Genomic DNA, 23,656 nt, shown 5'->3' with positions numbered 1-23,656 from the left:
AGTTAGTGTGTGAGAGTTTCTAAAAAGCTTTGGACGCGTTACGTTATCAGCGAACCATGACAGTTCGATGACAACGCTAAATCTGAACGCGCGTATTCTAAGGCAAATGAGCAACAGTTTCATTGCTTTTTTGCACAAATTTGCCCCTTTTTTGTTATCTTTTTGTGATATAGCGTTTTCCTTAGCTGAGTATAGATTATACAACTGAGATGACAAATTCTTTACAGCGAATAATTGTCGACCCTGTCTCCCTGCGACTATTCGTCGCTAAGGTAGTCCTTAATTTCGACAATAAACGCATCGGCAAATCGGCCGAGTTTAATCTGACCAACGCCAGAAATTCTCAGCATTTCATCGCGCGATGTGGGGAGGAGTAACGCCATTTCCTGCAGGGTTTTATCGCTAAAAACAGCGTAAGGTGGAATTTCTTCTTGTTCGGCAATACTTTTGCGCAAGCGCTTTAACCGGCGAAACAATGCTTTATCATGCTGCCCGCGTTCAATCACACTGTCCATTTGCACCGTTGCGCCGAGTCTCGGTACTGCTAAAGTTAAGGCGATTTCACCCCGCAGCACCGGTCGCGCTTCTTCGGTGATCATGAGTGCGCTATGGCGACGAATGTCCTGAATTAACAAACCCCGATGAATTAACTGACGGATAATGGACACCCAATATTCAGCAGAGTGGTCTTGACCAATGCCGTAGGTCGAGAGTTGGTCGTGGCCAAATTGTTTTACCTTCTGTGTTTGTGCACCACGCAGCACCTCAACCACATGATGAACGCCAAACTGTTGGCCGGTGCGATAGACACAACTTAGCGCCTTTTGCGCGTCGATAGTGCCGTCGTATTGCCGTGGCGGTTGAATGCACACATCACAGTTTCCGCAGTTTTTCTCACGGTATTCATTGAAATAATTCAGCAACACGACACGTCGGCACGTTTGTGCCTCGGCAAAGGCAGTCATCGACGAAAACTTTTGCTTCTCCACCCGCAACTGCGGTGTGTCGTCTTGTTCATCGAGCAGTTTCCATATCCATGCGGCATCGCTTGGATCAAACAACATCAGTGCTTCTGCAGGCGCGCCATCGCGACCTGCTCGGCCGGTTTCTTGATAGTAAGCCTCGACACTGCGCGGCACATCGTAGTGAATGACGAAGCGAACATTGGGTTTATTAATCCCCATGCCAAACGCCACGGTCGCAACAACCACGTCGATGTCATCGCGAATAAAACCACGCAAGGTCTGTGCGCGCGTCTCATGAGGTAGGCCGGCGTGATACGCGGCTGCACGCACGCCATCGCGCATGAGGGCTTCAGCAAGCTCCTCAGTTCGTTTGCGACTGCCACAGTAGATAATGCCCGATGCGCCGCGCTGGCGTTTTACATACTGTAAGACTTGCACCCGCGGCTTGTATTTTTCCTGCACGAGATAACGAATATTCGGTCGATCAAACGATCCTTGAACGAGCGCCGGTTCACGCAGTTGCAGGCGCTCGATAATGTCAAAGCGGGTGACCGCGTCGGCGGTTGCTGTGAGGGCAAGAAAAGGAACATTCGGCAACCATTCACGAATTTGACCGAGCTGACCATACTCGGGACGAAAGTCGTGCCCCCATTGAGAAATACAATGCGCTTCGTCGATCGCGACAAGTGCAACCTTCATCGACTGCAGGCGTTGGACGAACCCTTGCTGCAGTATTCGCTCTGGCGATAAATACAGGAGTTTAATTTCGCCACGGTTCAACTTACCAATGGTGTCGATAAACTCGGGTGAACTTAGTCCACTGTGGATGGCCGCAGCGGATAAGCCGACTTCGCGCAACGCAGCGACTTGATCATCCATGAGCGAAAGCAAGGGCGAAATAACAATGGTGACACCTTCAAGCAGCAGTGCCGGTAACTGGTAACAAAGCGACTTCCCAGCTCCGGTTGGCAGCAGTGCCATGGTGTCTTGGCCCTGCAAAACATTGCCAATAATCTGTTCTTGGCCAAAACGAAACTCACGATAACCAAACACACTGGCTAAAAGCCGCTGCGCATCGTCGAGACTCGCGCCTTCGACAGGAAATACATCTTGGCTGGCGGCGATGGACTGATTGCTGGTGGTTTGACTCACGATTTTCCTTTACGGCGTTGACTGTCTTAGCGATGCTCTCTATTGTATGTGTCCCAGCCACAGATAACCATGCAGTTATGACCAGATCAGCGATAATCGAGCAAATTTCAACCTTTATGAATGAGCGCATCCCATTTCAAAAGGATTTGGGCATTGAAGTCACGCAGTTTAACAGTCTGCAGTCCGAAGTCCGTTTTCGCTGGAAAGAAAGTCTGATCGGTAACTCACCCATGCAAATATTGCACGGTGGTGTCACAGCAACAGCATTAGACACTGCCGGCGGCGTGGTGATTATGGCCAGTGTGATTGAGAAGCTCAGTGACGACACGCCATTGGATAAAGTGGTCGAACGCATTTCTCGCTGCGGGACCATTGATTTGCGCGTCGATTACGTTCGTCCCGGTCGCGGCCAAGAATTTATTGCCACCGCAACCATCATCCGCTCCGGCAACAAAGTTGCTGTTGCGCGGATGGAAATGCATAACGAAGACGGTATGCTTATCGCCTTTGGCACCGGCACCTATATTGTCGGTTAACTCTTCTCGGGTGAGGTACGCGTGACCACTGCTGATCAACAAGCTCGCCAAGGCGTTCTTTTCGCCCTTGGCGCCTACGGCATTTGGGGCTTTGCCCCAATCTATTTTAAATCGATTGCATTCGTACCGGCGATGGAGATCCTCACCCATCGTATTCTTTGGGCGTTTTTCTTCTTACTAGCTTTGTTAGTCGCCAGCGGTAAAATTCGCCAAATCGCACTCGCGTTCCAGTCACCTAAACAGTTACTGCTGCTTGCTTTCGCTGCGCTGCTCATCGGTCTCAATTGGCTGCTCTTTATTTGGGCCGTTGCGAATGATCACATTCTCGATGCCAGTTTAGGGTATTACATCAACCCGTTGCTCAATGTCGCGATTGGCATGTTATTTTTTTCTGAGCGCCTGCGCCGCCTGCAATTATGGGCGATTGCATTGGCCGTTGCTGGAGTCGCGGTGCAAATTATTACCTTCGGTTCCGTTCCGTGGATAGCGCTGGTGTTGGCGAGTTCGTTTGCAACGTATGGTGCCATCCGCAAAAAGCTACCGTTTGATTCCCTAACCGGACTTTTTTTAGAAGTGATTTTGCTGCTGCCATTGATGCTGATTTACTTTATCGGCTTTGCTGACAGTAGTGCCAGCAATTTACTGGAGAACTCGTGGAAGCTGAATAGCTTACTGATTTTTGCAGGCATCATCACGACAGTGCCGCTGCTATTTTTCACCGGCGCAGCAAAACGTATTCGCTATTCCACGCTTGGCTTATTCCAGTATATCGCACCGAGTTTAATGTTTATTTTGGCAGTATTTTTGTACAACGAACCGCTGTCCACAGACAAACTCATCACCTTCGTCATGATCTGGGGTGCGTTAGCCCTGTACAGTTTTGACGCCATGCGCACGCACCGCCAAGTCAAGCAAGCGGCGCGGGCTATACAAAAACCTTAATGGCTCAATGGTGTCAGTTTTGCGTACGACACCATTAGCCATTTACTGCCGACATCATCGAAGTTAATTTGGATACGGCTCTGCGCCCCTGTGCCTTCGTAATTGAGCACAGTTCCTTCACCGAAGGTCTGATGCAGCACCCGTTGCCCTAGTTGATAACCGGTTTGCACAAACGATTCATGCGACGCGCCAGTATGGAAGCGAGATCGGGTCGCTTGCGGTTGTTGTACCCGCGTTTGTACCCGCACTTCCTGCACATGCTCGGGCGGCAGCTCGGCAATAAAGCGACTCGGCCGGTGGAAGTTTTCCTGCCCGTACAAACGGCGGCTTTCTGCGTAGGTGAGGATGAGCTTTTCCATCGCCCGCGTCATACCTACATAACACAGGCGACGCTCTTCTTCGAGCCGACCCGGCTCACCGACGGACATTTGCGAAGGGAAAGTTCCTTCTTCCATGCCGGTCATAAACACTAACGGAAACTCGAGGCCTTTGGCACTATGCAGTGTCATTAGCTGCACTGCGTCTTGATGTGCATCAGCCTGCTCTTCACCCGACTCCAGTGCCGCATGCGCAAGAAATTCAGCGAGCGGCGATAAATCATCTTCACCCGTTGGGCTAAAGGTTTCCGTAGCGCTGACCAGCTCCTTTAAGTTTTCCACCCGGGTTTCCGCTTTGTCACTTTTTTCAGCTTCGTACATTGCCAATAAGCCACTGCCTTTCAGTACGCGGTCGGTTTGCTTGCCTAACGGTAGTTCCAGGCATTCTTGGTCGAGCTGATTAATCAAATCAAGGAAACTTGCAACCGCCGTTTTCGCCCGCCCGGTTAGAATCGAGTCGTTCACCATCGCTTTAGCGGCAAACCACATGGGTAACTGCTGACTGCGGGCATAATCTCGTACTAAACCCAGTGACCGTTCACCGATTCCACGAGTCGGCGTGTTCACCACCCGTTCAAACGCGGCATCGTCACGACGGTTGCTGAGCAGTCGGAGATACGCCACTGCATCCTTCACTTCTTGGCGATCGAAGAAGCGCAAACCACCGTAAATCCGATACGGCAAACTGGCGTAGAGTAAGCCTTCCTCCAACACCCGCGATTGCGCGTTATTGCGGTACAAAATGGCCACATCACTGAGCGCACCACCTTGATCGCGCCAGCGGATAATTTGACTGACGATATAGCGCGCTTCGTCTTGTTCATTGTAGGCTGCATACAATGAGATCGGCTCACCATCGTTGCCTTCCGTCCATAAGTCTTTACCTAAGCGGTCACTATTGTTGGCAATTATCTGATTGGCGGCCTTGAGAATTGTCGCTGTTGAGCGATAGTTTTGCTCCAAGCGAATCGTTTCAGCCCGCGGGAAATCACGCAAGAAATGCTGCAAGTTCTCCACTTGTGCGCCGCGCCAGCCATAAATGGACTGGTCATCGTCGCCGACGATGGTGACATGGTTTTGCTGCCCGGCTAATAAACGCACCCACGCATATTGTATTTGGTTGGTATCTTGAAATTCGTCGACCAAAATGTGTTGGAAGCGGCGTTGATAATGCTCGCGAACATGGCGATTGTCGCGCAACAACTCGTGTGCTCGCAGTAGGAGTTCAGCAAAGTCGACCAAGCCGGCACGATCACAAGCTTCCTGATAAGCCGCATAAATCTGCAGTTGGGTTTTTTCCGTTGGATCATAGGTTTCGATGTGCTGAGGACGCAAACCATCATCTTTCTTAGCATTGATATACCAAGCCGCTTGTTTGGCTGGCCACTGTTTATCGTCAAGATTTAAGGCTTTGATGGTTCGTTTTAATAATCGTTGCTGGTCGTCACTGTCGAGAATTTGGAAGTTCTGCGGTAGACCGGCGTCTTGATAATGGGCTCGGAGTAGTCGATGAGCAAGGCCATGAAACGTGCCGATCCACATGCGACGGACATCACGGCCAAGGAGTTTCTCCACGCGTCCGCGCATTTCCGCTGCCGCTTTATTGGTAAAGGTCACCGCTAATATCGACAGCGGCGAATAGTTCATCACCTGAATCAACCAAGCGATACGATGCACCAGTACTCGCGTTTTGCCACTACCAGCGCCTGCCAGTACCAGCATGTCCTGCTCACCTGCGCTCACAGCGTCGCGCTGGCGGTCATTCAGGCCATCGAGTAAATAAGATACATCCATTCAAAACTCCAGATTCATTCGGGTGTCGGTCAAACAGGCTCTATCATACTGTACAAAAAACCAGTAGGCAATGTTAAGGACACGAGGCAATTGCGCGGTTTTGTGGACTAATCAATCAACTGATATAAGGCATCCAGATCTTCGATACTCGCGGTCGGTAACCACCGTGCCCGTTGGGTCTCTGCAATCGCGTGCGTTGGCTGATACCAGATCGCTTGTGCACCAAACCGCAGCGCCCCTTCAACGTCACTGACCGGGTGATCACCAATGTGTAGGATTTGCTGAGGACTGGTCAATTGAAAATGCTGCTGAGCCGCAGCGAACATATCGCCGTATGGCTTACCTCGCATTCCTTGTCCCGGTCGCCATGCGGCTTGGAAGTAGTCTTCTAGACCTAAACGACGAATGTCGGCGTTACCATTGCTGACCGCGACGAGCGGGTAGTGGCTTGCCAGTCGCTGTAACAATTGGTGGACGTCGTCACGGATGGAAACCTCGTTACGGACATGGAGAAATTCTTCCATGGCACTGGCCACCACGCTTGCAACCTGTTTCACACCCGCTGCCTGCAGGCCTCGAGTTAACGTCGCTTCGCGCAAAGCCGTCATGTCACTGGCCAGTTCAGCATGAGCAGCGGCGACTTGATTACGTAACTGTCGCCAGTCCTGCGCATCGAGGTGCGCTACTTCCGGACACTGACGGGCAACAAACGCCGCCAAATGCTGCTCGGCACGCAGCATCACTGGTTTGTTATTGTACAGCGTGTCGTCGAGGTCAAAACTAATGATTGAAAATGGCTGTAAGCGCCGATAAAACTGCCACATAAGCTCTCTTCTTGATGAATTTAACCGGGTTTATTTGCGTTTTGCGCGCGGATGAGCGGCGTCATAAACGGCGGCTAAGCGTTGAAAATCTAAGTGCGTATAGATTTGCGTGGTGCTTAAGTTTGCATGCCCGAGCATTTCTTGCACAGCGCGCAAGTCTTGACTTGTTTCTAACATATGGGTGGCGAAGCTGTGACGCAATTTATGCGGGTGAATATTCTCAAAAAGACCTTGTTGAATGCCCCACTTTTTCAATCGCTGCTGCACTGAGCGATCGCTGAGACGCCGTTGTTGTTTACTCAAAAACAAAGCGGGTAGATCAGCGCCTGGCCAAGTCGCTCGGACCATCAGCCATTGCTGTAACCATTTTTCCGCTTCTTTACCGTAAGGCACTATGCGTGTTTTACTTCCTTTACCCGTGACCCGCAGTTCGCGGTCGGGTTGAATATCGTTGACATCCACAGCCACCAGCTCGGCGAGCCGCAAACCACTGCTGTAAAGCAACTCAAACATCGCCCGATCGCGAATGGCGAGTTCATCATCCGGTTTAATGTCGAGCAGTTGAATGACGGCATCAATATCGAGGTTTTTGGGTAACCGTTTCGGTGCTTTCGGTGCCTTCACCACCTTCGCCGGATTGGCTTGCAGGATCCCGCGTTGGACTAAAAAGTCACACAAGCTCCGAAGCGCAGCTAAACGTTGATGAATCGACGATGCACCTGCACCTTGGTGACGCCACTTGAGCACTAAGTTTTCCACATGTTGGACTTGCAAGTCGGCCCAGCGATTCACGTCAGCGGCATTTAACTGCTCAGCAATGAGATTCAGCTGGCGCTGGTAGCTTGCCAAGCTCAGTTCAGCGTAACCGCGGACATCACGCAGTTGGGTAAGGAATTGTGTCACTTCATTACCCAGTGAAGACGGCATTAGTCGGCTCGTGAATTCGCAATTAAACGTGGCAGTAAAACACTCAGTAAATGCTGTAATTGCGTGATTAAGAGAAAATCCATGGTCGGATCGAAATGCAGCGGATCGCGACTACCGACCGCCAACATCCCTAATTCACCGCGCTCGCCTAAAAGCACCAGTGCCGCGGATTTAATTTGCTGCTCTTCGCGAAACAACAATTTAAGTTCCTCGGCGGTTAGGCGACCGAGGTAAACCGAGTCATTTTCAAAACGACGCGAGAGCAACTGAATGTGGGTGTCGGCCGTGAACGTGAATTGTTCCGGCAAGTCGACTGGACTATCAAAAAACTTCAGTGCGAGCTCAGGAAGACCGAGTTGTTCGCGGAAGGTCGCCTGCAAACACGCTTCAACTTCAGCCAAATTTTCGCACTTAAAGAGCTGACAGTAGAGCTCGCTATAGCCACGGAAAATCTGTTCATTCCGCTGGGCTTGTCCCATGAGTGCGGTAATTTCGTCTTCGAGCGCGGTAACTTTGTCGCGTAAAACACGTTGCTGCCGCTCAATAAGGGAGACAGAGCCGTCTTGCTGATGTTTCAGTGACAAACGCTGCAACACATTGGGAAAGTGATCGAAAAAGTCTGGATTGGCGCGTAAATAGTCGGCAACCAGTTCAGCATCCAACGCCGTTGTATCGAGTTCTTGTGCTAAGTGTTCTTCTTTATTGCTCATAATTGAAATTGTCCATCAAAGACGTGTTCGGCTGGACCTCGCATCCACAGGCTCTCACCTGGCTGCCAGCTAATTTCTAACGTTCCGCCGGGTAGTTCGATTTTTGCCGGCGAAGAAAGTTTGTCTTGTAACATGCCCCAAACTGCTGCGGCACAGGCGCCTGTTCCGCAGGCTTGGGTTTCGCCCACGCCGCGCTCAAAAACCCGTAATTTCGCCTCATTGGCATTCACGACTTGCAGGAAACCCACGTTAGCGCCTTCCGGAAAGCGTTCGAAATGGGTCAAAAGTTGCCCCGCTTCAGTCACCGGCGCGTTCGCGACATCGTCGACCAGCAGGACACAATGTGGATTACCCATGCTCACTGCACCAACGAGAAATGTTTGCTCGTTCGCTCGTAAAATATAAGTGACTTCCTGTTTGTTCGCTCGAAACGGGATTTTACTTGGCTCCAATTGCGGTTGTCCCATATCCACATTCACCAGTTGGTCTGACTCCAAGCGAATTTGTATGGTGCCTTTCTTGGTACTCACACGGATCTGGCTTTTATTGGTTAACCCTTTCATGCGCACAAAACGTCCGAAGCAACGGGCACCGTTACCACACTGCTCAACCTCCGTCCCGTCCGCATTGAAGATACGATAATGAAAATCAACATCGGGATCGTAGGGCGGTTCAACCAGCAACAGCTGATCGAAACCAATGCCACGGTGGCGATCAGCAAGGAGGCAGATTTGGTCACGACTAAGAAATATGTTTTGGGTCACATTATCAATAACCACAAAATCGTTCCCCAAGCCATGCATTTTCGAAAACTGAACCAGCATGTTTATCCTTTTGGCACTAAGGTTTCGCCACGCCAAACATCATCCATGGTTTCCCGAGCACGAACCAGATAACTGTCCGAACCGGAGACCAAAACTTCAGGTGGACGCGGTCGCGAGTTGTAATTCGAGCTCATGACAAAACCATAAGCGCCTGCGCTCTTGACTGCAAGCAAATCTCCCGCTTGAGCGGCGATTTCCCGTTGCTGCCCAAGGAAATCACCGGTTTCACAAACCGGGCCGACAATATCACCGGTTACGGTTGGTGCCGTTCCCGGGCGTACATTAACGATTTCGTGGTGTGCCTGATACAAGGATGGCCGCAACAAATCATTCATACCCGCATCAACCATCACGAAGTGCTTAAAACCGTTCGACTTAAGGTATTCAACCCGAGTCAGCAAGACGCCTGCGTTCGCGACAATGGCGCGCCCCGGTTCAAGGAAAAGCGCTATATGTGGATAGGCTTGCAACCGTTGCAGGAGTGCTTGAATGTATTCCGCCACCGCCGGTGGCTGCTCGTTTTGGTAAGTGACCCCGAGGCCACCGCCCATATCGATGTGGCGGATATGAATATCTAAACTGGCGAGTTCATCAACCAATGCCAACATGCGCTCAAGTGCATCAAGGAAAGGCTGTGTTTCCGTGAGCTGGCTACCGATGTGACAGTCTGCACCGACAATTTCCAAGTTCGGTAGGACAGTCGCTTGCTGATACGTAGCGACGGCTTCCGCCATCGGAATACCAAATTTATTATCCTCGAGTCCAGTGGCAATGTAGGGATGTGTTTTCGCATCAACATCTGGGTTCACGCGTAACGAGATACGTGCCACACACTGCATCTGCGCCGCGATCGCACTGATGCGTTGCAGTTCTGCCGCGGACTCGACATTGAATTGGCCAATACCGACTTCGAGGGCGTAGCGAATTTCTGCCTCAGATTTAGCCACACCTGAGAACACGATATCTGTTGCTTGGCCGCCTGCGCGCAAGACCCGCGCAATTTCACCGCCGGAAACCACGTCAAAACCGGCACCTTGTTCTGCTAACACTTGCAATACAGCAAGGTTGCTGTTGGCTTTCACTGCATAAAAGGCACGATGTGGTTGCGGCAGTGCATCTGCAAACGCTTGCCAATGGTTCACGACTGCCTGTTTTGAATAGACATAACAGGGTGTTTGATAACGGTCAGCGATTGCTTCTAGGGAAATATCTTCCACATGGAGTACGCCATTTAATTCCTGAAACTCTGACATGGATTACCTATACTGGCGGAACGACGAAAATGACGCCGGTTCGCTATCAATGTTTGACGATATAGTTAACCAACCAGCAGGCGCAAGACTTGCGTCGACTCGCTAGGTTGGGTTTGTTCCGCTGGCTCGGGCATCTCTAATGGGCCTTTTTGCCCACAACCGGCCAGTAAAGCAGCACAAAATAGAGCGAAAATGAACTGTCTTTGCTGGGTTCTCGTGCGTTTTCTCATAAGTCACGTTACACTTGGGCTCGAAAGTTCCTTATAATCGCATTCACGTGCCAATTTGTCACCCGTTAGGAGTCGTGCATGCAAGACCATGAATATCATCAGCTCGCTGATACCGCGCTATTACAAATTGAAGAAGCCGTTGAGGCACTCGAACACGTTGATATCGATTTTGAATCAGCGAGTGGGATTTTGGAGCTCATTTTCCCAAATCAAAGTGTCATCATCATTAACAAACAAGAGCCGCTACACCAAATTTGGGTGGCCACACGAGAAAATGGCCATCATTTTGAGTATCGTGACGGTCAATGGATCGATAACCGATTTGGCAGTGAACTCTGGGCTCTACTCAGCGATGCCGCGAGCAAACAAGCTGACACTGCCGTAACGCTGACACCACCCAAAGCGGACTAACATAAATGCCGTGCTCGACACACGGCAAACCGCTTGCGCTACCCCCTCAGGAAGAAAGGTACAGACGACATGACCGAAGCCAATACTCTCACCATTGCAACCCGTAAAAGTGCGCTTGCACTGTGGCAGGCCGAGCATATTAAAGCACGCCTCGAAGCTCTTCATCCTGGGCTAAATGTCATCCTTTTGCCGATGAGTACCCGTGGCGATGTTATTTTGGACACGCCGCTGGCCAAAATAGGTGGTAAAGGCTTATTCGTGAAAGAGCTCGAAGTGGCGATGCTGGAAGGCCGTGCTGACATTGCGGTGCACTCGATGAAAGATGTTCCGGTTGATTTTCCTGAAGGACTTGAGCTAGCCACCATTTGTGAGCGTGAAGATCCGCGTGATGCGTTCGTCTCAAACCATTATCAGACATTAGAAGAAATGCCTGCCGGCAGTATTGTTGGCACCTGTAGTTTGCGCCGTCGTTGCCAGATCGCGGAACGTTTTCCACATTTAATAATCAAAGACTTACGCGGCAATGTGCAAACCCGTCTGCGGAAACTTGATGAGGGTGAATTTGACGCCATCATTCTCGCCGCCTCCGGTTTGAAACGACTTGAGCTTGCAGAGCGCATTACGCATTTGTTAAGCCCCGAGGAATCATTGCCAGCAAACGGTCAAGGCGCTTTGGGTATTGAGTGTCGTTCCAATGATGGTCGAGTCAAGCAGTTGCTGCAACCACTTGAAGACCGCACAACACGGATTTGTGTGAGCGCTGAGCGAGCGATGAACCGTCGCCTCCAAGGCGGCTGTCAGGTGCCGATTGGTGCCTATGCCGAGCTGAATGGTGATGAAGTCTTTTTACGTGGTTTGGTGGGAAACCCCGATGGCGCTGAAGTCATTCGCAAAGAAGTTCGCGGGCCAGCAAGTACCGCTGAAACCTTAGGTATTCAGTTAGCAGAACAATTACTCGCCGCTGGGGCAGGTGATATTTTAGCGAAAGTTTACGCCAGCGCCGAATAACAGCCCTACAGCGGACGTGCTAAACTGAGAAAACGATGTGGCATGAGGGAGAGCTGTATGCGTCCTGGAGTTTTGTTAATTCGTCCTGATCAACACGCAGATCCGCTGGAACTGGGTATTCGCGATCATGGCTTTCCGGTATTTCGCCACGCCGTTGTTGCCATCGAATCGGTCAATCTTGCTGCGGAGCAGTTACAAGCAATCAGTACGAAAAACTGGGACGGCATCGTTGTTATCAGTCCGAATGCGGCTCGCGAATTCAACCGGCAACTGGAGCAAGCGCAACTTGAGTGGCCACAAGCGAAACATTATCTGACTGTTGGTCCGGGCACGGCAGAAGTGCTCAGCCCCTTCTGCCAGCAGCCGGTGACTTGGCCAGCGCAAGCCTTCAATTCCGAGGCGCTTTTAGAGTTTCCTGAATTAGCGTCACTGGCCGGCGAAAACTGGTTAATAATTACCGGTGAAAACGGTCGAGAGTTGCTGCCAGATAGTCTTAAAAAGCGCGGAGCGACGGTCGAAGTTTGCGCCTGTTACCGGCGCCAGCCGACAACCACCGACGTGGTCGCCAATGAGCCGGAATGGCAGCAACAGGTTGCGGTTGTGCTCGTATCAAGTTTAGAACAAGCTCAGTTATTTCATGGCGCCTTGAGTGCCGAAGGAAAGGACTGGGTGAATCAAACCCACTGGATCGCACCCTCGGGGCGAATTCTTGACGGTATCGCTGAACTTGGGGTTGCCCCTGATTGCTTGCATGCAGCACCTTCAGCCATGCCGAGTGCATTGATTAAAACATTACTGAGCTTACCGCTCGAGTCTTGGCAAAGCAAAACTAAAGAAACCACACGGGAGAACGCTGTGAACGCGCCGCATTCATCGACATCAGCACCGCAACAAGAAACCTCCGAACAAGTGAAAAGCAAAGATAAACGTGGCGGCGGGCGCTTTTTTAGTGGTTTGCTGATGGTTTTAGTGATCGCCTCGTTGGCGGTGTTAGCCACCGGCGGCTGGTGGGTGTGGCAACAACAGCAAGCATTAAATGCGGCAACGAACGCGGAAATTGCGTCCGTGACACAGCGCCTTGAACAAGCCGAACAAGTGACCACTAGTTCAGCTCCTGCAGTCGATACAGCAACAATAGAAGCTGAAGTTGAACGCCTTCGCGCCGTTGTTGACGACCGTTTAGCCTCTGAGCGTGCGGCCCGCGAGCGGGGTTTAGAGCGACTTGCTGCAGCGCAAGAAGACGCAGCGGCCAGTTTGCAGCAAGGGCAGAGTCAAATGGCTCGGCAATTAACCCGCATGAGTGAGCAGTTACGTACCTCGGAAGCTCGTCAAGGTTCGCATTGGCATCTTTTGGAGGCCTATGACCTCGTTGGTGCTGCCATGCATCGACTCAACTTTGAATATCAACGGGACATGGCCATTCAACTCCTCGCCCAAGCTGAGGAGCTGCTCAGTACGGCGAATGCCGATGCCTATCAATTAGTGATTCGTCAGCTCCGTAATGATCAGGAAATGCTTGCTGAATTACCGGAAGTCGATACGCAGTCGATTGTGCTACGTTTACATCGATTACAGCGCTCTGTCCGTGATTTGCCATTACAGCATACACTGATCGACGAGGAGGCTACGGACTCAACCGATCGCAGTGATATCAGTAATTGGCGGCGAAACCTTGCTGCGGCTTGGCAATCGTTTACTACGGATTTAGTCAAAGTCCAACGCCATGACGGTTTACCCATGCGTCTCGATAGTGACCAACGCGCGCTGCTGTTTGGCCGCATGGAGTTACAACTACAAATCGCTCAACAAGCAGCCTTGAATCATCACCAAGACTATTACCAAGCCACGCTGCGCGAGTTACTGGGTTATATCGACGACTACTTTATTGCTGAGCAGCGCAGCGTTGAGCAAGTTCGCGCTGAAATTGAATCCTTATTAGCAATGAACGTCGAGCCTGACTATCCATCTCGGTTACTGTCACATGCCATGCTCCGCGATTTAGTTGATGAGTTACGGGAACCGCGTCCGATTAACGGAGGCCAGTAAACCTGTGATTAAAGCACTGATTATTTTGCTTATTATTGCTGCGGGGCTGATTCTTGGGCCGATGTGGACGAGTGGCCAAGGCCTCTTGATCCTGATAACGCCGTCATACACCGTTGAAATGAGCTTGTTCGTTGCCATTGGCATAGTGCTGGTTCTTTTACTTTTGCTCTGGCTACTTGAAGCCATATTACGTTTTGTCAGCAAAGGGAAACGTGGCAGTGTCGGGTGGTTTCGTGGACGTAAGCGCCGCAAAGCGCAACAGCGGTTTAACCAAGCCTTGCACGCGTGGCTCGTGAAAAACTATGAAGAAGCCGCTGTACTTGCCGAAAAAGCGGCACCTGGTTTGGCTCAACCTGAAGATGCATATCTGCTAGCTGCCTCTGCGTGGCAAGCACTGCATAATCATGGCGAACAGAAGCGGCTGTTGCAGCTTGCCAAGAAAACGGAAGGTGACGGCCTCGCCGTAAAGTTGGCGTTGCTCGAAAACTGCAAAGACGCCAGCGAAGCCATGACTCGCGGTAAAGCGCTGTTAGAGCAAGAGCCAAAGAACCCAGCGGTGCTGCGAACTGTCGCGGAAAGCTGGTACCAGCATGGACATTTGCAAACGCTGCGCAGTTTATTACCTGATTTAGAAGCTCGCCAAGCGGTCACCCGCGCTCGTCTTGCCGAGCTATTTCGTGCTTGCTACCGAGCCTACTTCACCACCGCGGGCGCTGATTCCGAACGGTTAAAGTCAATGTGGGCAGAGCTCGCGAAAAAACAACGACGCTCGACACCCATCCGTTTAGCGTATCTAGACGTACTAATGCGAGCAGGTCATGGTGCCGCGGCAGCAAAAGTTGCAGCTCGCGGTATTCATCACGAGGTGCTTACCGCCAGTGATTTGTTGACGTATAGCGCAACCGATTGGCGGGAAGTAACGCCCTTGCGCGCTGAAACTGAAAAGCAGATTAAAGCCCACCCTGACCATCCGAATTGGCTTTTGTTGTTGGCAATTTTAGCCATCCAAGAAAGCGACTATGCGCTCGCTGAGCGGGCCGCACAACGAGCAATCAGTCTCAAACCTGAGCGCTTGGCTTATCGATTATTAGCTGATGCACTCAGCGCTAGCGGCCAAAAGGAGTCCGCACTCACGGCTTATCGACAAGCAGCAATGATGAAATAAGGGAGCTCATGAGGAAGCTTACGAGGCGTTTTCAGCGGTACCGACTCGTAGATGCCAGCCTTCGTGGTTGGCTCATCGTTGCTGCTTGGGCGTTTGTCATCGTCTCCCTTCCTGTCACGGCACAAACGCAGCCTCAAGTGATAGTGACCATTGAAGGTGTCAGCGGCCGTGAAGCCGCTAACGTCCGTAATGTGCTGGGTATCCACGCCTATCATCAGCAAACCGCACCCGGTGCAAGTCGCATTAATTTCCTCCATAACCGCGCTGAACGCGATATCTTCCGTGCACTGACACCGTATGGTTATTACCGCATTGAAGTCGATAGTCGCCTTGAGCAACGCGACGGTAACTGGCATGCGCATTATCGTATTCAACCGGGCACACCTATCCCGATAGGCCAAGTCAACATAGAAATTCGTGGCGAAGCGGACAGCGACCCCCAGTTTAGTCAACTACTGCAGAATTTAGCCATTCGTCCCGGTGCCCGCTTACGACACAGCGAATATGAATCGGCAAAAACTCGGATTCGCAATTTAGCCTCGGACCGTGGCTATTATCAAGCGCGCTTTGTCGAACAAGAGCTACGGATCGACCTTGATCACTATCAAGCGCACATTCATTTAGTGTTTGATTCTGGCCCACGATTCAAATTTGGCGAAGTTCGTATTCGTGAAGGGCACCTCGACGAAGATGTAATGCGCCGGTTTATTGGCTTTGACAGTGGCGATTTCATTACCAGTAATGAGCTCTTGATGTTGCAACTCGGCTTAGCCGACAGTGATTATTTTAGTCGCGTTGAGGTTCAACCACTCTGGAGCGAAGCAGACGACCGTCACGAAGTCCCCGTGGTCGTCGAGTATGAGCCGAACGAACGGACGTTTTATCAAACCGGTTTTGGTTACGGTACCGACACCGGACCGCGCATTAGCTTCGAGCAAAATCGGCGCTGGGTAAATACCCGTGGCCATCGTTTTCAGGGGCTCGTGCAGTTATCCGAAATTAAAACTAATGTTGCCGGTAGCTATATTATTCCCGGGCAGCGACCGCAAACGGACCAATATGCAATTCGTGGTGCTTGGGTTGATGAGAACACAAGTAATACGCGCTCTGAACGCTTAACGCTTGGGGTTAGCTGGCAGAAACAATTAACCCGTACCCAACGCATTGTCGCTCTCGACTGGCTCGACGAACGTGACCGCTTCGAAGGCGAGCGTCGCAACAGTGAATTCCTCCTTCCGAGTGTGCAATGGAGTCGAATTCATGCAGAAAATAGATTGAATGTGTCTGACGGCTTCCGTCTCAGTTTAACCTTGCGCGGCGCTGCCGAAAGTCTGTTGTCGGACACGGATTTTACCCAAGCTCAATTGTCTGGGAAGTTCGTCACTCGTCTCTCCGATCGTGTGCGGTTTTTAACACGCGCAGATCTCGGCACATCTGCGGCTGGAAATTTCAGCCGAGTGCCCACCTCACTGCGCTTTTACGCTGGCGGTGACACCAGTGTTCGCGGTTATGGTTATCGCAGTATTGGTCCGCGAAATGACATGAATGAAGTCCTTGGTGCACGTCACCTCATCGTCGGTAGTGCAGAGTTCGACTATGAGTTTAGAGCCAACATGCGCTGGGCGGTATTTATCGACAGTGGTAATGCATTTAATGACATTAATGAACCGATGCGAACCGGTGCCGGCGTCGGTTTTCGTTGGCAAAGCCCAATTGGGCCGATTCGCGTCGACCTTGCCCATGGATTTTCATATCCCGGTGATCGCATCCGTTTACATTTAACCATAGGGCCAGACTTATGACGCATAATCCTGAGGAAATGCTCAGCACCGGCCGTCGTTGGTTTCTGCGTGGTCTCTACGCACTATTCGCATTCCTGTTGATTGTGCTGACCGTATTGACCCTTTTGCTCACCACGCAAACGGGTACTCGGGCAACGTTTGCCATGGCCACCTGGTTTGTTCCTGGTGAGCTTGAATACGAAAAGGTCGAAGGTACGCTCCTGCGCGACTTTACCGTCACCGATTTATCCTACGCAATTCCTTTCGCCGATGACCAGAACCTCATTCTCAACCTCGGTCACTTCCACGTGCGTTGGCGGCCTTGGGCATTGATGGATCGACAAGTTCATGTCCGTGAATTGGAATTGCATGACACGACCCTTGTATTGCCTGCCAGCGCACCGCAAGAGCCGACAACAGCGTCTATTTTCCCCATTGAGCTGCCGGATATTTATTTTCCATGGCAATTTCGGCTCGACCAATCAAGCTTTGCCAATATCTCCGTGATTGCAGGCGCTGAGCCTATACAAATCGAGCGTGCCCACTTGCGCGCCCGGACTCGCGATGACCATTTGATTATCCACAGTGCAAGTCTAACCATGCCAGACGTGCATGTGCAGCTGCATGGTCAAATCACACCGCAGCAACGCTATGCCATGAGCCTGAACTCGCTCGTTCGATTTGAACTGCCGGATTATGGCTTTACCACCATCACTGGACAGCTGAATGGTGATACCGAGCGACTCTCCTTGCAGCAACAAGTGAGTGGTTTCGTCAACGCGACCATCAATATTGACCTTCTCTCGCCGCTAACCGAAGACCTAACTTGGCAGGGTCAAATTCGCGCCATGCAAAGCCAATCCGGTAGTCTTCTCGAAGCGATCGAATGGGCCCAACTCGAGCTACAAGGCGAAGGCTCTCTTACTCATGTCGCCGGTGAGCTGAATATTCGGGTTGAACACCAAGAGTACGGTGAGTTGGTACTTAATACTCAAGCCCGCTACGCCGACTTAAATGCCCACCTCGATACTTTATTTATTCGTGCCGACGAACTCGGCGTGCTCGTGGACTGGCAAGGACAGGCCGACATTACCCCCGGCACTGGGGACGAACCCATTGCGATTGCGTTGGATATGGGCGGTCCATTGCGCTTCCAAGACTATATTGACGCTGATGTCACCATCACCTATCGAGGCAGCAATGAACATGCCGACGTCATTCGCTTTCATGCCCAACAGGAAGAGTTTCGTTTCACCGTCGTGGGTAATGCCAACTGGCGCACGGTCCCTGAGTGGGAAATTTCGCTGGTTGTCGACCCCGTCGATGTCGGCTTTTATCTCCCTGAATTTCCGGGGTTTGCCACGTTAGAGCTGGTCAGCAAAGGCAGCTGGGGTGATATTCCCGAGGTGCATCTCGATATCGCGACTCTGAGTGCCGAGTTGCTTGAGCAACGTCTAACCGGTAGCGGTGACATTCAGCTTCACGGTGATCAAGTCACCGTCTCTGATTTCCAACTAGCATGGGGCAACATGAGCGTGAACGCCGATGCGCAAGTAGATCTAACTATGCAAACGGTGCAAGGCGATTTCAGCGCCCGTGACCTCGAATGGCAAGACTGGCAATTGCAGTCGCTGAACGTTAAGGGCTTGTCGTTGAATTGGTTACTCGAGCGCTTGCCCGTCGCAGAAATCGAGCTCGCAGGGCTTCATCAATCTGGCAATACGCTCATTGAAACGGCCAGTCTTGCGCTGCAGCAAGCCGACGGACAGCCACATCAAGTTGCCCTCGCCGTAGCACTGCCAGATACTGAACTTCGATTTGCTGCCAATGGTCATTGGCAAGACTGGGTTTGGCGCGGCGACATTACTGATATTCAGCTCGACCATACTGAGTTTGGCAATTACCGCCTACAACGAACAGGGCGAGGTAGGTTCGGCGCTGATCGTGTCGACCTTGCGGAAATCTGCATCAACCACCAAGAACGTAACGCTGGCTTTTGTTTTGGCGCCGACTGGGATCTAGAGAGCCAGTTGGGCCAGATTTCGCTGCAAGCTGAGCAACTACAACTTGAATTGTTGCAACCGTTCTTGCCCGACACGCTCGTCATCCATGGTGAGTTGAATAGCTATCTGACACTTTTACTGCAGCCGGATCAAGTCGATATTGAAGGGTCACTTCACCTTTCCGACTCACTCATCCAATTGCCTGAGCAAGATATTCAGGTCGAGCTCGCTGAAGGCGAAATTCTGACCTTAGGAGGCGATGAAAACCTAATCCGCGCTCGGTTGAATTTAATCACTCGGAATCCAGAAGGGTATGTTCGCGGCGACATCGAAATAGCTGATCTACTGCAACAAGGTGGCATTTCCGGCGCTCTCAATTTTGCCTTGCCCGATCTCGGTTTTGTTTCAGTTATGCTCCCTCAATTGCAAGGCGTGCGCGGTAATCTCAATGGTCAATTGGCCGTGTCTGGAACGCTTACACAACCTATTATTCAAGGTGAGCTGCTTCTCGCTGACGCAGCTGGTGAAATTCCAGCGGCAGGCGTCGCTGTGCACGATTTAAATGTCTCCATGATTGCACCCGGCGATTTAAATGAATCCTTCACGTTACGGGCCAGTGCGCGATCTGGTGATGGTTTCATCGAGCTGGAAGGGGATTATCACTTACTCGATCAGCAGGGCAATGTCGTGCTTCGCGGAGAACGTTTTTTAGCCATTGAAACCCGTGACATTCGCGTGGTTATCACGCCAGACTTGCGGGTGAACTACACCCCAGAGTTAATTGTGGTACGTGGTGACGTAACCATTCCCAGTGCGTTGATTTCACCACCGGACTTCGAAACGATTGACTCGTCGTCACGTGATACAGTGATCATCGCTAATGACGAGACCATTTATCGTATCGACGAAGGTGCATTACCCATCGATGCCAATGTCCAAGTGACATTAGGCGATGACGTTCGCGTCGAAGCATTCGGCTTTGCGGGTCAGCTTACCGGTCGCTTGCGCGTGATTGAATTGCCAAATCAACCGACGTCGGCCGTTGGTAATATCAATGTTGCTACCGGTCGCTATGAAATTTTTGGTCAGGCCCTGGATATCGAACGGGGAAGCTTAATTTTCACTGGCGGCAGTGTCGAAAATCCTGGGTTAGACTTACGAGTGACGCGGGCAATTCAGACCGATAGTGTCACGGTCGGTGCTCAAGTTGGTGGTTCACTGCGCGAACCAACGCTCAATTTCTTCTCGACGCCAACCATGCAAGACAGCATGATATTGTCCTATTTGATTTTAGGTCGTGCTCCCGGTGAAGGCTCTGGAGAGCAAAACCTCTATGCCCAAGCAGCACTGGCGTTAGGTATGCGTGGCGGTAACTTTATTGGTCAGCAGATTGGCCAAGCGATTGGGGTTGACGAGATTATGCTCGACTCAACCGGTGACAATATGGAAAGTGCCTCCCTATACATCGGTAAGCATTTGTCTTCACGACTCTATATTCGTTACGGGATTGGCTTGGTCGAGCCGGTCAACACTTTCTTTATTCGCTACCGATTACGCGATAACCTCAATTTCGAATCGCGCTCTGACGGGGAAAATAGTGGGGCGGATATCTTCTTTACCATTGAACGTTGACATGACTCAGCCGCCAACGTAATTGCGTATGGCTCAATAAAAAAACACCAGCATCAAATGCTGGTGTTTGTGTTAGTGGCCTACCACAATAAATTAATGCTGATGTTCACCGTCTTCGTCGACGATCACACCACAGGCAATCCGCGCTCCAGCGTTACCAACCGGCTGCGAGGTTAAATCGTCCGGCTGCGCGTGCACGATAACTGCTTTACCGACGATACTATTCGGACCTGACAACTCGAGCTTGTGATCGGTCCATTCAAGGTGAGCCGCGCCTGTATCGTCCGCATGCAAGTTACCTAAGTCACCGACATGACGCTCGTCGCTTTCTGGGCCGCCATGGTCTGCACCATGCGGATTAAAGTGACCACCTGCAGAGGTTGCATCTGGGGCGCTACAATCACCGAATTCATGAACATGGAAGCCATGCACACCATTCGGCTCTAAACCTTCCACATGAGCGAGAACAAAGACGCCTTCAGCGGTTGGCTGAAACATGACATAACCGTGAATGTTATCGTTACCTTCGGTGCCATGTAGCATGGCTGCAAAGGCTCCTGTTGTATCGGGACGCTCGTAGCTAGCATGATGTTCATGCGCTGCATGAGCCTCTTGCTCGGAGTAAGCTTCAGCGGCTGCGCTATGTTCCCCGTGGTCGCTTTGCGTACCCGTATCACCACCGCATGCAGCTAAAAAAACTGCCGCAGAAGCGGCAGTTATAAGTGTTTTATAATTCATGCCCTTCCTCCTATGTTAGGAAGAAAGCTTACCATGAACAGGGCTGATCGCCATAGGTTGTTGACGAATTCGCGCTTTTTTTAACTTTTGCAACACCGCAGCTGGCATACCTTTTGGCAGTTGAACTGTGGTATGAGTCGCGAATAACTGGATTTCACCGATATAACGGCTATCCATATCTGCTTCGTTAGCAATTGCACCAACAACGTCGCCAGGACGAGCGCCGTGCTCAGTACCCACCGCTAAACGATAAGTATCAAACTCGATGTTGCTCGCACGACGCGGCTTCTTCTCGCCACGCGGCTTATCAGCGCGCACACGGTCATTACGATCACCACGACCACGAGTATCGCGACTATCACGTCCGCGACGGTCACCACGATCACCACGGTCACGACTTTGACGTTCTTCACGATCGAACTTCGGCTTCGGCTCTTCTTTCACGATCAGTGGACGTGAAAGCTGGAATTCATGCAACAAAGCTGCTGCTAAATCTTCAACACTCATTTCCGTCGACTCGGTCATTTGTTGAACCAAAGACTTCATTGAAGCCATGTCACATTTTTCTGCAACTTCAACGAGCTTGGTTTGTGCTTGTTGAATACGGAACTTCGACAATTCGCGCCCTTGTGGGACTTGAACCATCTCGATAGTACCGTTCGTAGCGCGCTCGTAACGCTTTAATAGATGCATTTCGCGTGGGCGAGCAAACAAGATAGCTTCGCCTGAACGACCCGCACGGCCGGTACGACCGATACGGTGAACATATGACTCTGCGTCTTGTGGTAAATCATAGTTAAACACGTGCGACACACCAGGGACGTCCAAACCACGAGCAACAACGTCAGTGGCAACCAAAATACGGATTTGACCGGCTTTCAGTTGGCTAACTGTTGCTTCTCGTTGGTCTTGGCTCATATCACCATTCAAACCAGCGGCTTTAAAGCCCTGCTCACGTAAGAAGGCTGATACCGTTAAGGTGTCGTTACGCGTACGAACGAAGACTAAGGCCAGCTGGTAATCACAAGTTTCAAGAAGACGGACTAAACCCGCATCCTTGGTCATACCTTGCACTTTCCACGCTTTCTGAGTGATGTTCGCTTTCGTTTGATTGGTTGATTCAATCTTCACATGCACTGAATCTGCCAAGAATTTCTGTGCGATCTTTTTAATTTGTGGTGGCATCGTTGCCGAGAACAATGCACGTTGAGCTGTATCTGGAACTTGTTCCATAATCCACTCGATGTCGTCAATGAAGCCCATATTGAGCATTTCATCTGCTTCATCCAGTACAGCCATTTTCAAGCTGCCAAGATCCAACGTACCCTTACGGACGTGATCCATTAAACGACCTGGAGTACCGACAACAACCTGTGCGCCACCGCGGAGTAATTTGATTTGCGGACCGTAAGCGGCACCACCATAAACGGTAGCAACGGTAAGGCCTTTCATATATTTACCCATACCTTCAATTGACTCAGCCACCTGAATGGCGAGTTCACGAGTCGGTGCAACAACGAGAAGCTGTGCGCCACGGACACGAGTATCGATATTCGCTAGTGCTGGTAAACCAAACGCAGCTGTTTTACCGGTACCGGTTTGTGCTTCGCCCAGTACGTTTTGTTTTTCCAACAACGCAGGAATCGCCTGCTGCTGGATAGGAGTAGGGGTGTCGAATCCAAGTTCTTGGATTCCACGTAAAATTGATTCAGGTAACTCTAAAGCCGAAAAAGTATTAAATTCAGACATATTTGTCTCACTATCTAAGCTCCACCGCTAGTGGTGGAAACATATAAAATAATCAGACTCGGTAAACAGCTCGCACTCAGTTCTCGTGATCAATTCACGAAGAACGATTCAGCAATATACAAATGTACACAAGCACCTCATTGTGTGCTGGATGACTCTCATTGCTCGTTAGCGATGGTAGACCAAGGCTGGGCATTGGCGTTTTCTTTGGTAGAAAACACAACCGACAACTGCCCCTTAGACCCTGTTCTCAAGTGAACGGACATAGCATATCGCTATATCGTTTTTAGCGTTGTCAGGCATTTAAAGCCTGCAAGATAGGGGACCACTGTCAATCTTTTTGCTTAGCTTTCACTAAACAGGCGCGGAGTATAACAGCTTTTTTCGAAAAGTATTGTTGTTTGTTTGTTATAGACCTTGAATTCGTCTCTACGCGAGAGTAGGACACCTTTCTCAGTGTCCAGATGCAAAAAGGCCACCCATACGGGTGGCCTTTCTACTAATTAGGTGCCTGGCGGTGTCCTACTCTCACATGGGGAGACCCCACACTACCATCGGCGCTGACATGTTTCACTTCTGAGTTCGGAAT

Annotated in this window: 18 protein-coding genes; 8 read left to right on the top strand and 10 right to left on the bottom strand. The window is 50.9% G+C overall.

What is annotated here, in order from left to right; all coding sequences use genetic code 11:
- Positions 1-257: 257 nt before the first annotated feature.
- Entirely contained in the window at positions 258-2,090 is a 1,833-nt protein-coding gene (gene recQ, locus LAT77_RS01915; protein ID WP_290563122.1) for a DNA helicase RecQ, read from the bottom strand.
- Positions 2,091-2,149: 59 nt separating this feature from the next.
- On the opposite strand from recQ, the gene LAT77_RS01910 reads away from it, so the two are divergent.
- Together LAT77_RS01910 and rarD are read left to right on the top strand one after the other, a co-directional pair.
- Complete coding sequence (locus LAT77_RS01910) at positions 2,150-2,653, top strand: thioesterase family protein (protein WP_367118124.1); 504 nt, start codon at positions 2,150-2,152, stop codon at positions 2,651-2,653.
- 21 nt (positions 2,654-2,674) lie between these two features.
- Entirely contained in the window at positions 2,675-3,595 is a 921-nt protein-coding gene (rarD, locus tag LAT77_RS01905; RefSeq protein WP_290562854.1) for an EamA family transporter RarD, read from the top strand.
- Here the strand turns inward: rarD and uvrD are convergent.
- The 7 genes from uvrD to LAT77_RS01870 all read right to left on the bottom strand — a co-directional run bounded on the left by uvrD (position 3,592) and on the right by LAT77_RS01870 (position 10,498).
- Complete coding sequence (uvrD, locus tag LAT77_RS01900) at positions 3,592-5,766, bottom strand: DNA helicase II (protein WP_290562853.1); 2,175 nt, start codon at positions 5,764-5,766, stop codon at positions 3,592-3,594. The genes rarD and uvrD overlap by 4 nt on opposite strands.
- Before the next feature lie 107 nt (positions 5,767-5,873).
- A complete protein-coding gene (locus tag LAT77_RS01895) occupies positions 5,874-6,590 on the bottom strand; it encodes an HAD-IA family hydrolase (RefSeq protein ID WP_290562852.1) in 717 nt (238 codons plus the stop codon).
- Positions 6,591-6,620: 30 nt separating this feature from the next.
- Complete coding sequence (locus LAT77_RS01890; protein WP_290562851.1) at positions 6,621-7,517, bottom strand: tyrosine recombinase XerC; 897 nt, start codon at positions 7,515-7,517, stop codon at positions 6,621-6,623.
- Positions 7,517-8,227 carry a DUF484 family protein gene (locus tag LAT77_RS01885; RefSeq protein ID WP_290562850.1) on the bottom strand — a complete coding sequence of 237 codons (711 nt, stop codon included), beginning with the start codon at positions 8,225-8,227 and terminating at the stop codon, positions 7,517-7,519. The genes LAT77_RS01890 and LAT77_RS01885 overlap by 1 nt, the downstream gene beginning before the upstream one ends.
- Entirely contained in the window at positions 8,224-9,051 is an 828-nt protein-coding gene (dapF, locus tag LAT77_RS01880) for a diaminopimelate epimerase (protein ID WP_290562849.1), read from the bottom strand. Before dapF ends, LAT77_RS01885 begins: the two co-directional genes overlap by 4 nt.
- Positions 9,052-9,053: 2 nt before the next feature.
- Positions 9,054-10,304: a diaminopimelate decarboxylase gene (gene lysA / locus LAT77_RS01875; protein WP_290562848.1), complete on the bottom strand. Its 1,251-nt coding sequence runs from the start codon at positions 10,302-10,304 to the stop codon at positions 9,054-9,056.
- A 65-nt stretch (positions 10,305-10,369) separates the two neighbouring features.
- Complete coding sequence (locus tag LAT77_RS01870) at positions 10,370-10,498, bottom strand: lipoprotein (RefSeq protein WP_367118128.1); 129 nt, start codon at positions 10,496-10,498, stop codon at positions 10,370-10,372.
- A 114-nt stretch (positions 10,499-10,612) separates the two neighbouring features.
- Between LAT77_RS01870 and cyaY the strand changes: the two genes are divergently transcribed.
- From cyaY to LAT77_RS01840, 6 genes are all read left to right on the top strand, one after another.
- A complete protein-coding gene (cyaY, locus tag LAT77_RS01865; RefSeq protein WP_290562846.1) occupies positions 10,613-10,945 on the top strand; it encodes an iron donor protein CyaY in 333 nt (110 codons plus the stop codon).
- 69 nt (positions 10,946-11,014) lie between these two features.
- Positions 11,015-11,953, top strand: a complete 939-nt coding sequence (hemC, locus tag LAT77_RS01860; protein WP_290562845.1) for a hydroxymethylbilane synthase — start codon at positions 11,015-11,017, stop codon at positions 11,951-11,953.
- Positions 11,954-12,010: 57 nt separating this feature from the next.
- Positions 12,011-13,999: a uroporphyrinogen-III C-methyltransferase gene (locus LAT77_RS01855; RefSeq protein ID WP_290562844.1), complete on the top strand. Its 1,989-nt coding sequence runs from the start codon at positions 12,011-12,013 to the stop codon at positions 13,997-13,999.
- Between the two features lie 4 nt (positions 14,000-14,003).
- Positions 14,004-15,164 (top strand): heme biosynthesis HemY N-terminal domain-containing protein, encoded by a 1,161-nt coding sequence (locus LAT77_RS01850; protein WP_290562843.1) that lies wholly within the window; start codon positions 14,004-14,006, stop codon positions 15,162-15,164.
- A gap of 8 nt (positions 15,165-15,172) precedes the next feature.
- Positions 15,173-16,966, top strand: coding sequence for an autotransporter assembly complex family protein (locus tag LAT77_RS01845; RefSeq protein WP_290562842.1), 1,794 nt, complete (start codon positions 15,173-15,175; stop codon positions 16,964-16,966).
- The gene (locus tag LAT77_RS01840; protein ID WP_290562841.1) at positions 16,963-20,580 is read left to right on the top strand and encodes a translocation/assembly module TamB domain-containing protein; all 3,618 of its coding nucleotides are present in this window, start codon (positions 16,963-16,965) and stop codon (positions 20,578-20,580) included. The genes LAT77_RS01845 and LAT77_RS01840 overlap by 4 nt, the downstream gene beginning before the upstream one ends.
- A 93-nt stretch (positions 20,581-20,673) precedes the next feature.
- On the opposite strand, the gene LAT77_RS01835 is transcribed toward LAT77_RS01840, so the two are convergent.
- Complete coding sequence (locus LAT77_RS01835; RefSeq protein WP_290562840.1) at positions 20,674-21,318, bottom strand: superoxide dismutase family protein; 645 nt, start codon at positions 21,316-21,318, stop codon at positions 20,674-20,676.
- 15 nt (positions 21,319-21,333) lie between these two features.
- The gene (locus LAT77_RS01830; protein WP_290562839.1) at positions 21,334-23,067 is read right to left on the bottom strand and encodes a DEAD/DEAH box helicase; all 1,734 of its coding nucleotides are present in this window, start codon (positions 23,065-23,067) and stop codon (positions 21,334-21,336) included.
- Positions 23,068-23,656 lie beyond the last annotated feature (589 nt).

The sequence above is a fragment of the Aliidiomarina sp. genome (genome assembly GCF_022565475.1).
Classification (GTDB): domain Bacteria; phylum Pseudomonadota; class Gammaproteobacteria; order Enterobacterales; family Alteromonadaceae; genus Aliidiomarina.
This window is presented reverse-complemented; position numbering and strand designations above follow the sequence as displayed.

Bases quoted from the DNA above. Each gene is read 5' to 3' on its own strand.
- LAT77_RS01910 (WP_367118124.1), top strand. From the start codon at position 2,150: ATGCTCTCTATTGTATGTGTCCCAGCCACAGATAACCATGCAGTTATG.
- uvrD (WP_290562853.1), bottom strand. From the start codon at position 5,766: ATGGATGTATCTTATTTACTCGATGGCCTGAATGACCGCCAGCGCGAC.
- LAT77_RS01895 (WP_290562852.1), bottom strand. From the start codon at position 6,590: ATGTGGCAGTTTTATCGGCGCTTACAGCCATTTTCAATCATTAGTTTT.
- LAT77_RS01890 (WP_290562851.1), bottom strand. From the start codon at position 7,517: ATGCCGTCTTCACTGGGTAATGAAGTGACACAATTCCTTACCCAACTG.
- LAT77_RS01885 (WP_290562850.1), bottom strand. From the start codon at position 8,227: ATGAGCAATAAAGAAGAACACTTAGCACAAGAACTCGATACAACGGCG.
- dapF (WP_290562849.1), bottom strand. From the start codon at position 9,051: ATGCTGGTTCAGTTTTCGAAAATGCATGGCTTGGGGAACGATTTTGTG.
- lysA (WP_290562848.1), bottom strand. From the start codon at position 10,304: ATGTCAGAGTTTCAGGAATTAAATGGCGTACTCCATGTGGAAGATATT.
- cyaY (WP_290562846.1), top strand. From the start codon at position 10,613: ATGCAAGACCATGAATATCATCAGCTCGCTGATACCGCGCTATTACAA.
- hemC (WP_290562845.1), top strand. From the start codon at position 11,015: ATGACCGAAGCCAATACTCTCACCATTGCAACCCGTAAAAGTGCGCTT.
- LAT77_RS01855 (WP_290562844.1), top strand. From the start codon at position 12,011: ATGCGTCCTGGAGTTTTGTTAATTCGTCCTGATCAACACGCAGATCCG.
- LAT77_RS01845 (WP_290562842.1), top strand. From the start codon at position 15,173: ATGAGGAAGCTTACGAGGCGTTTTCAGCGGTACCGACTCGTAGATGCC.
- LAT77_RS01840 (WP_290562841.1), top strand. From the start codon at position 16,963: ATGACGCATAATCCTGAGGAAATGCTCAGCACCGGCCGTCGTTGGTTT.
- LAT77_RS01835 (WP_290562840.1), bottom strand. From the start codon at position 21,318: ATGAATTATAAAACACTTATAACTGCCGCTTCTGCGGCAGTTTTTTTA.
- LAT77_RS01830 (WP_290562839.1), bottom strand. From the start codon at position 23,067: ATGTCTGAATTTAATACTTTTTCGGCTTTAGAGTTACCTGAATCAATT.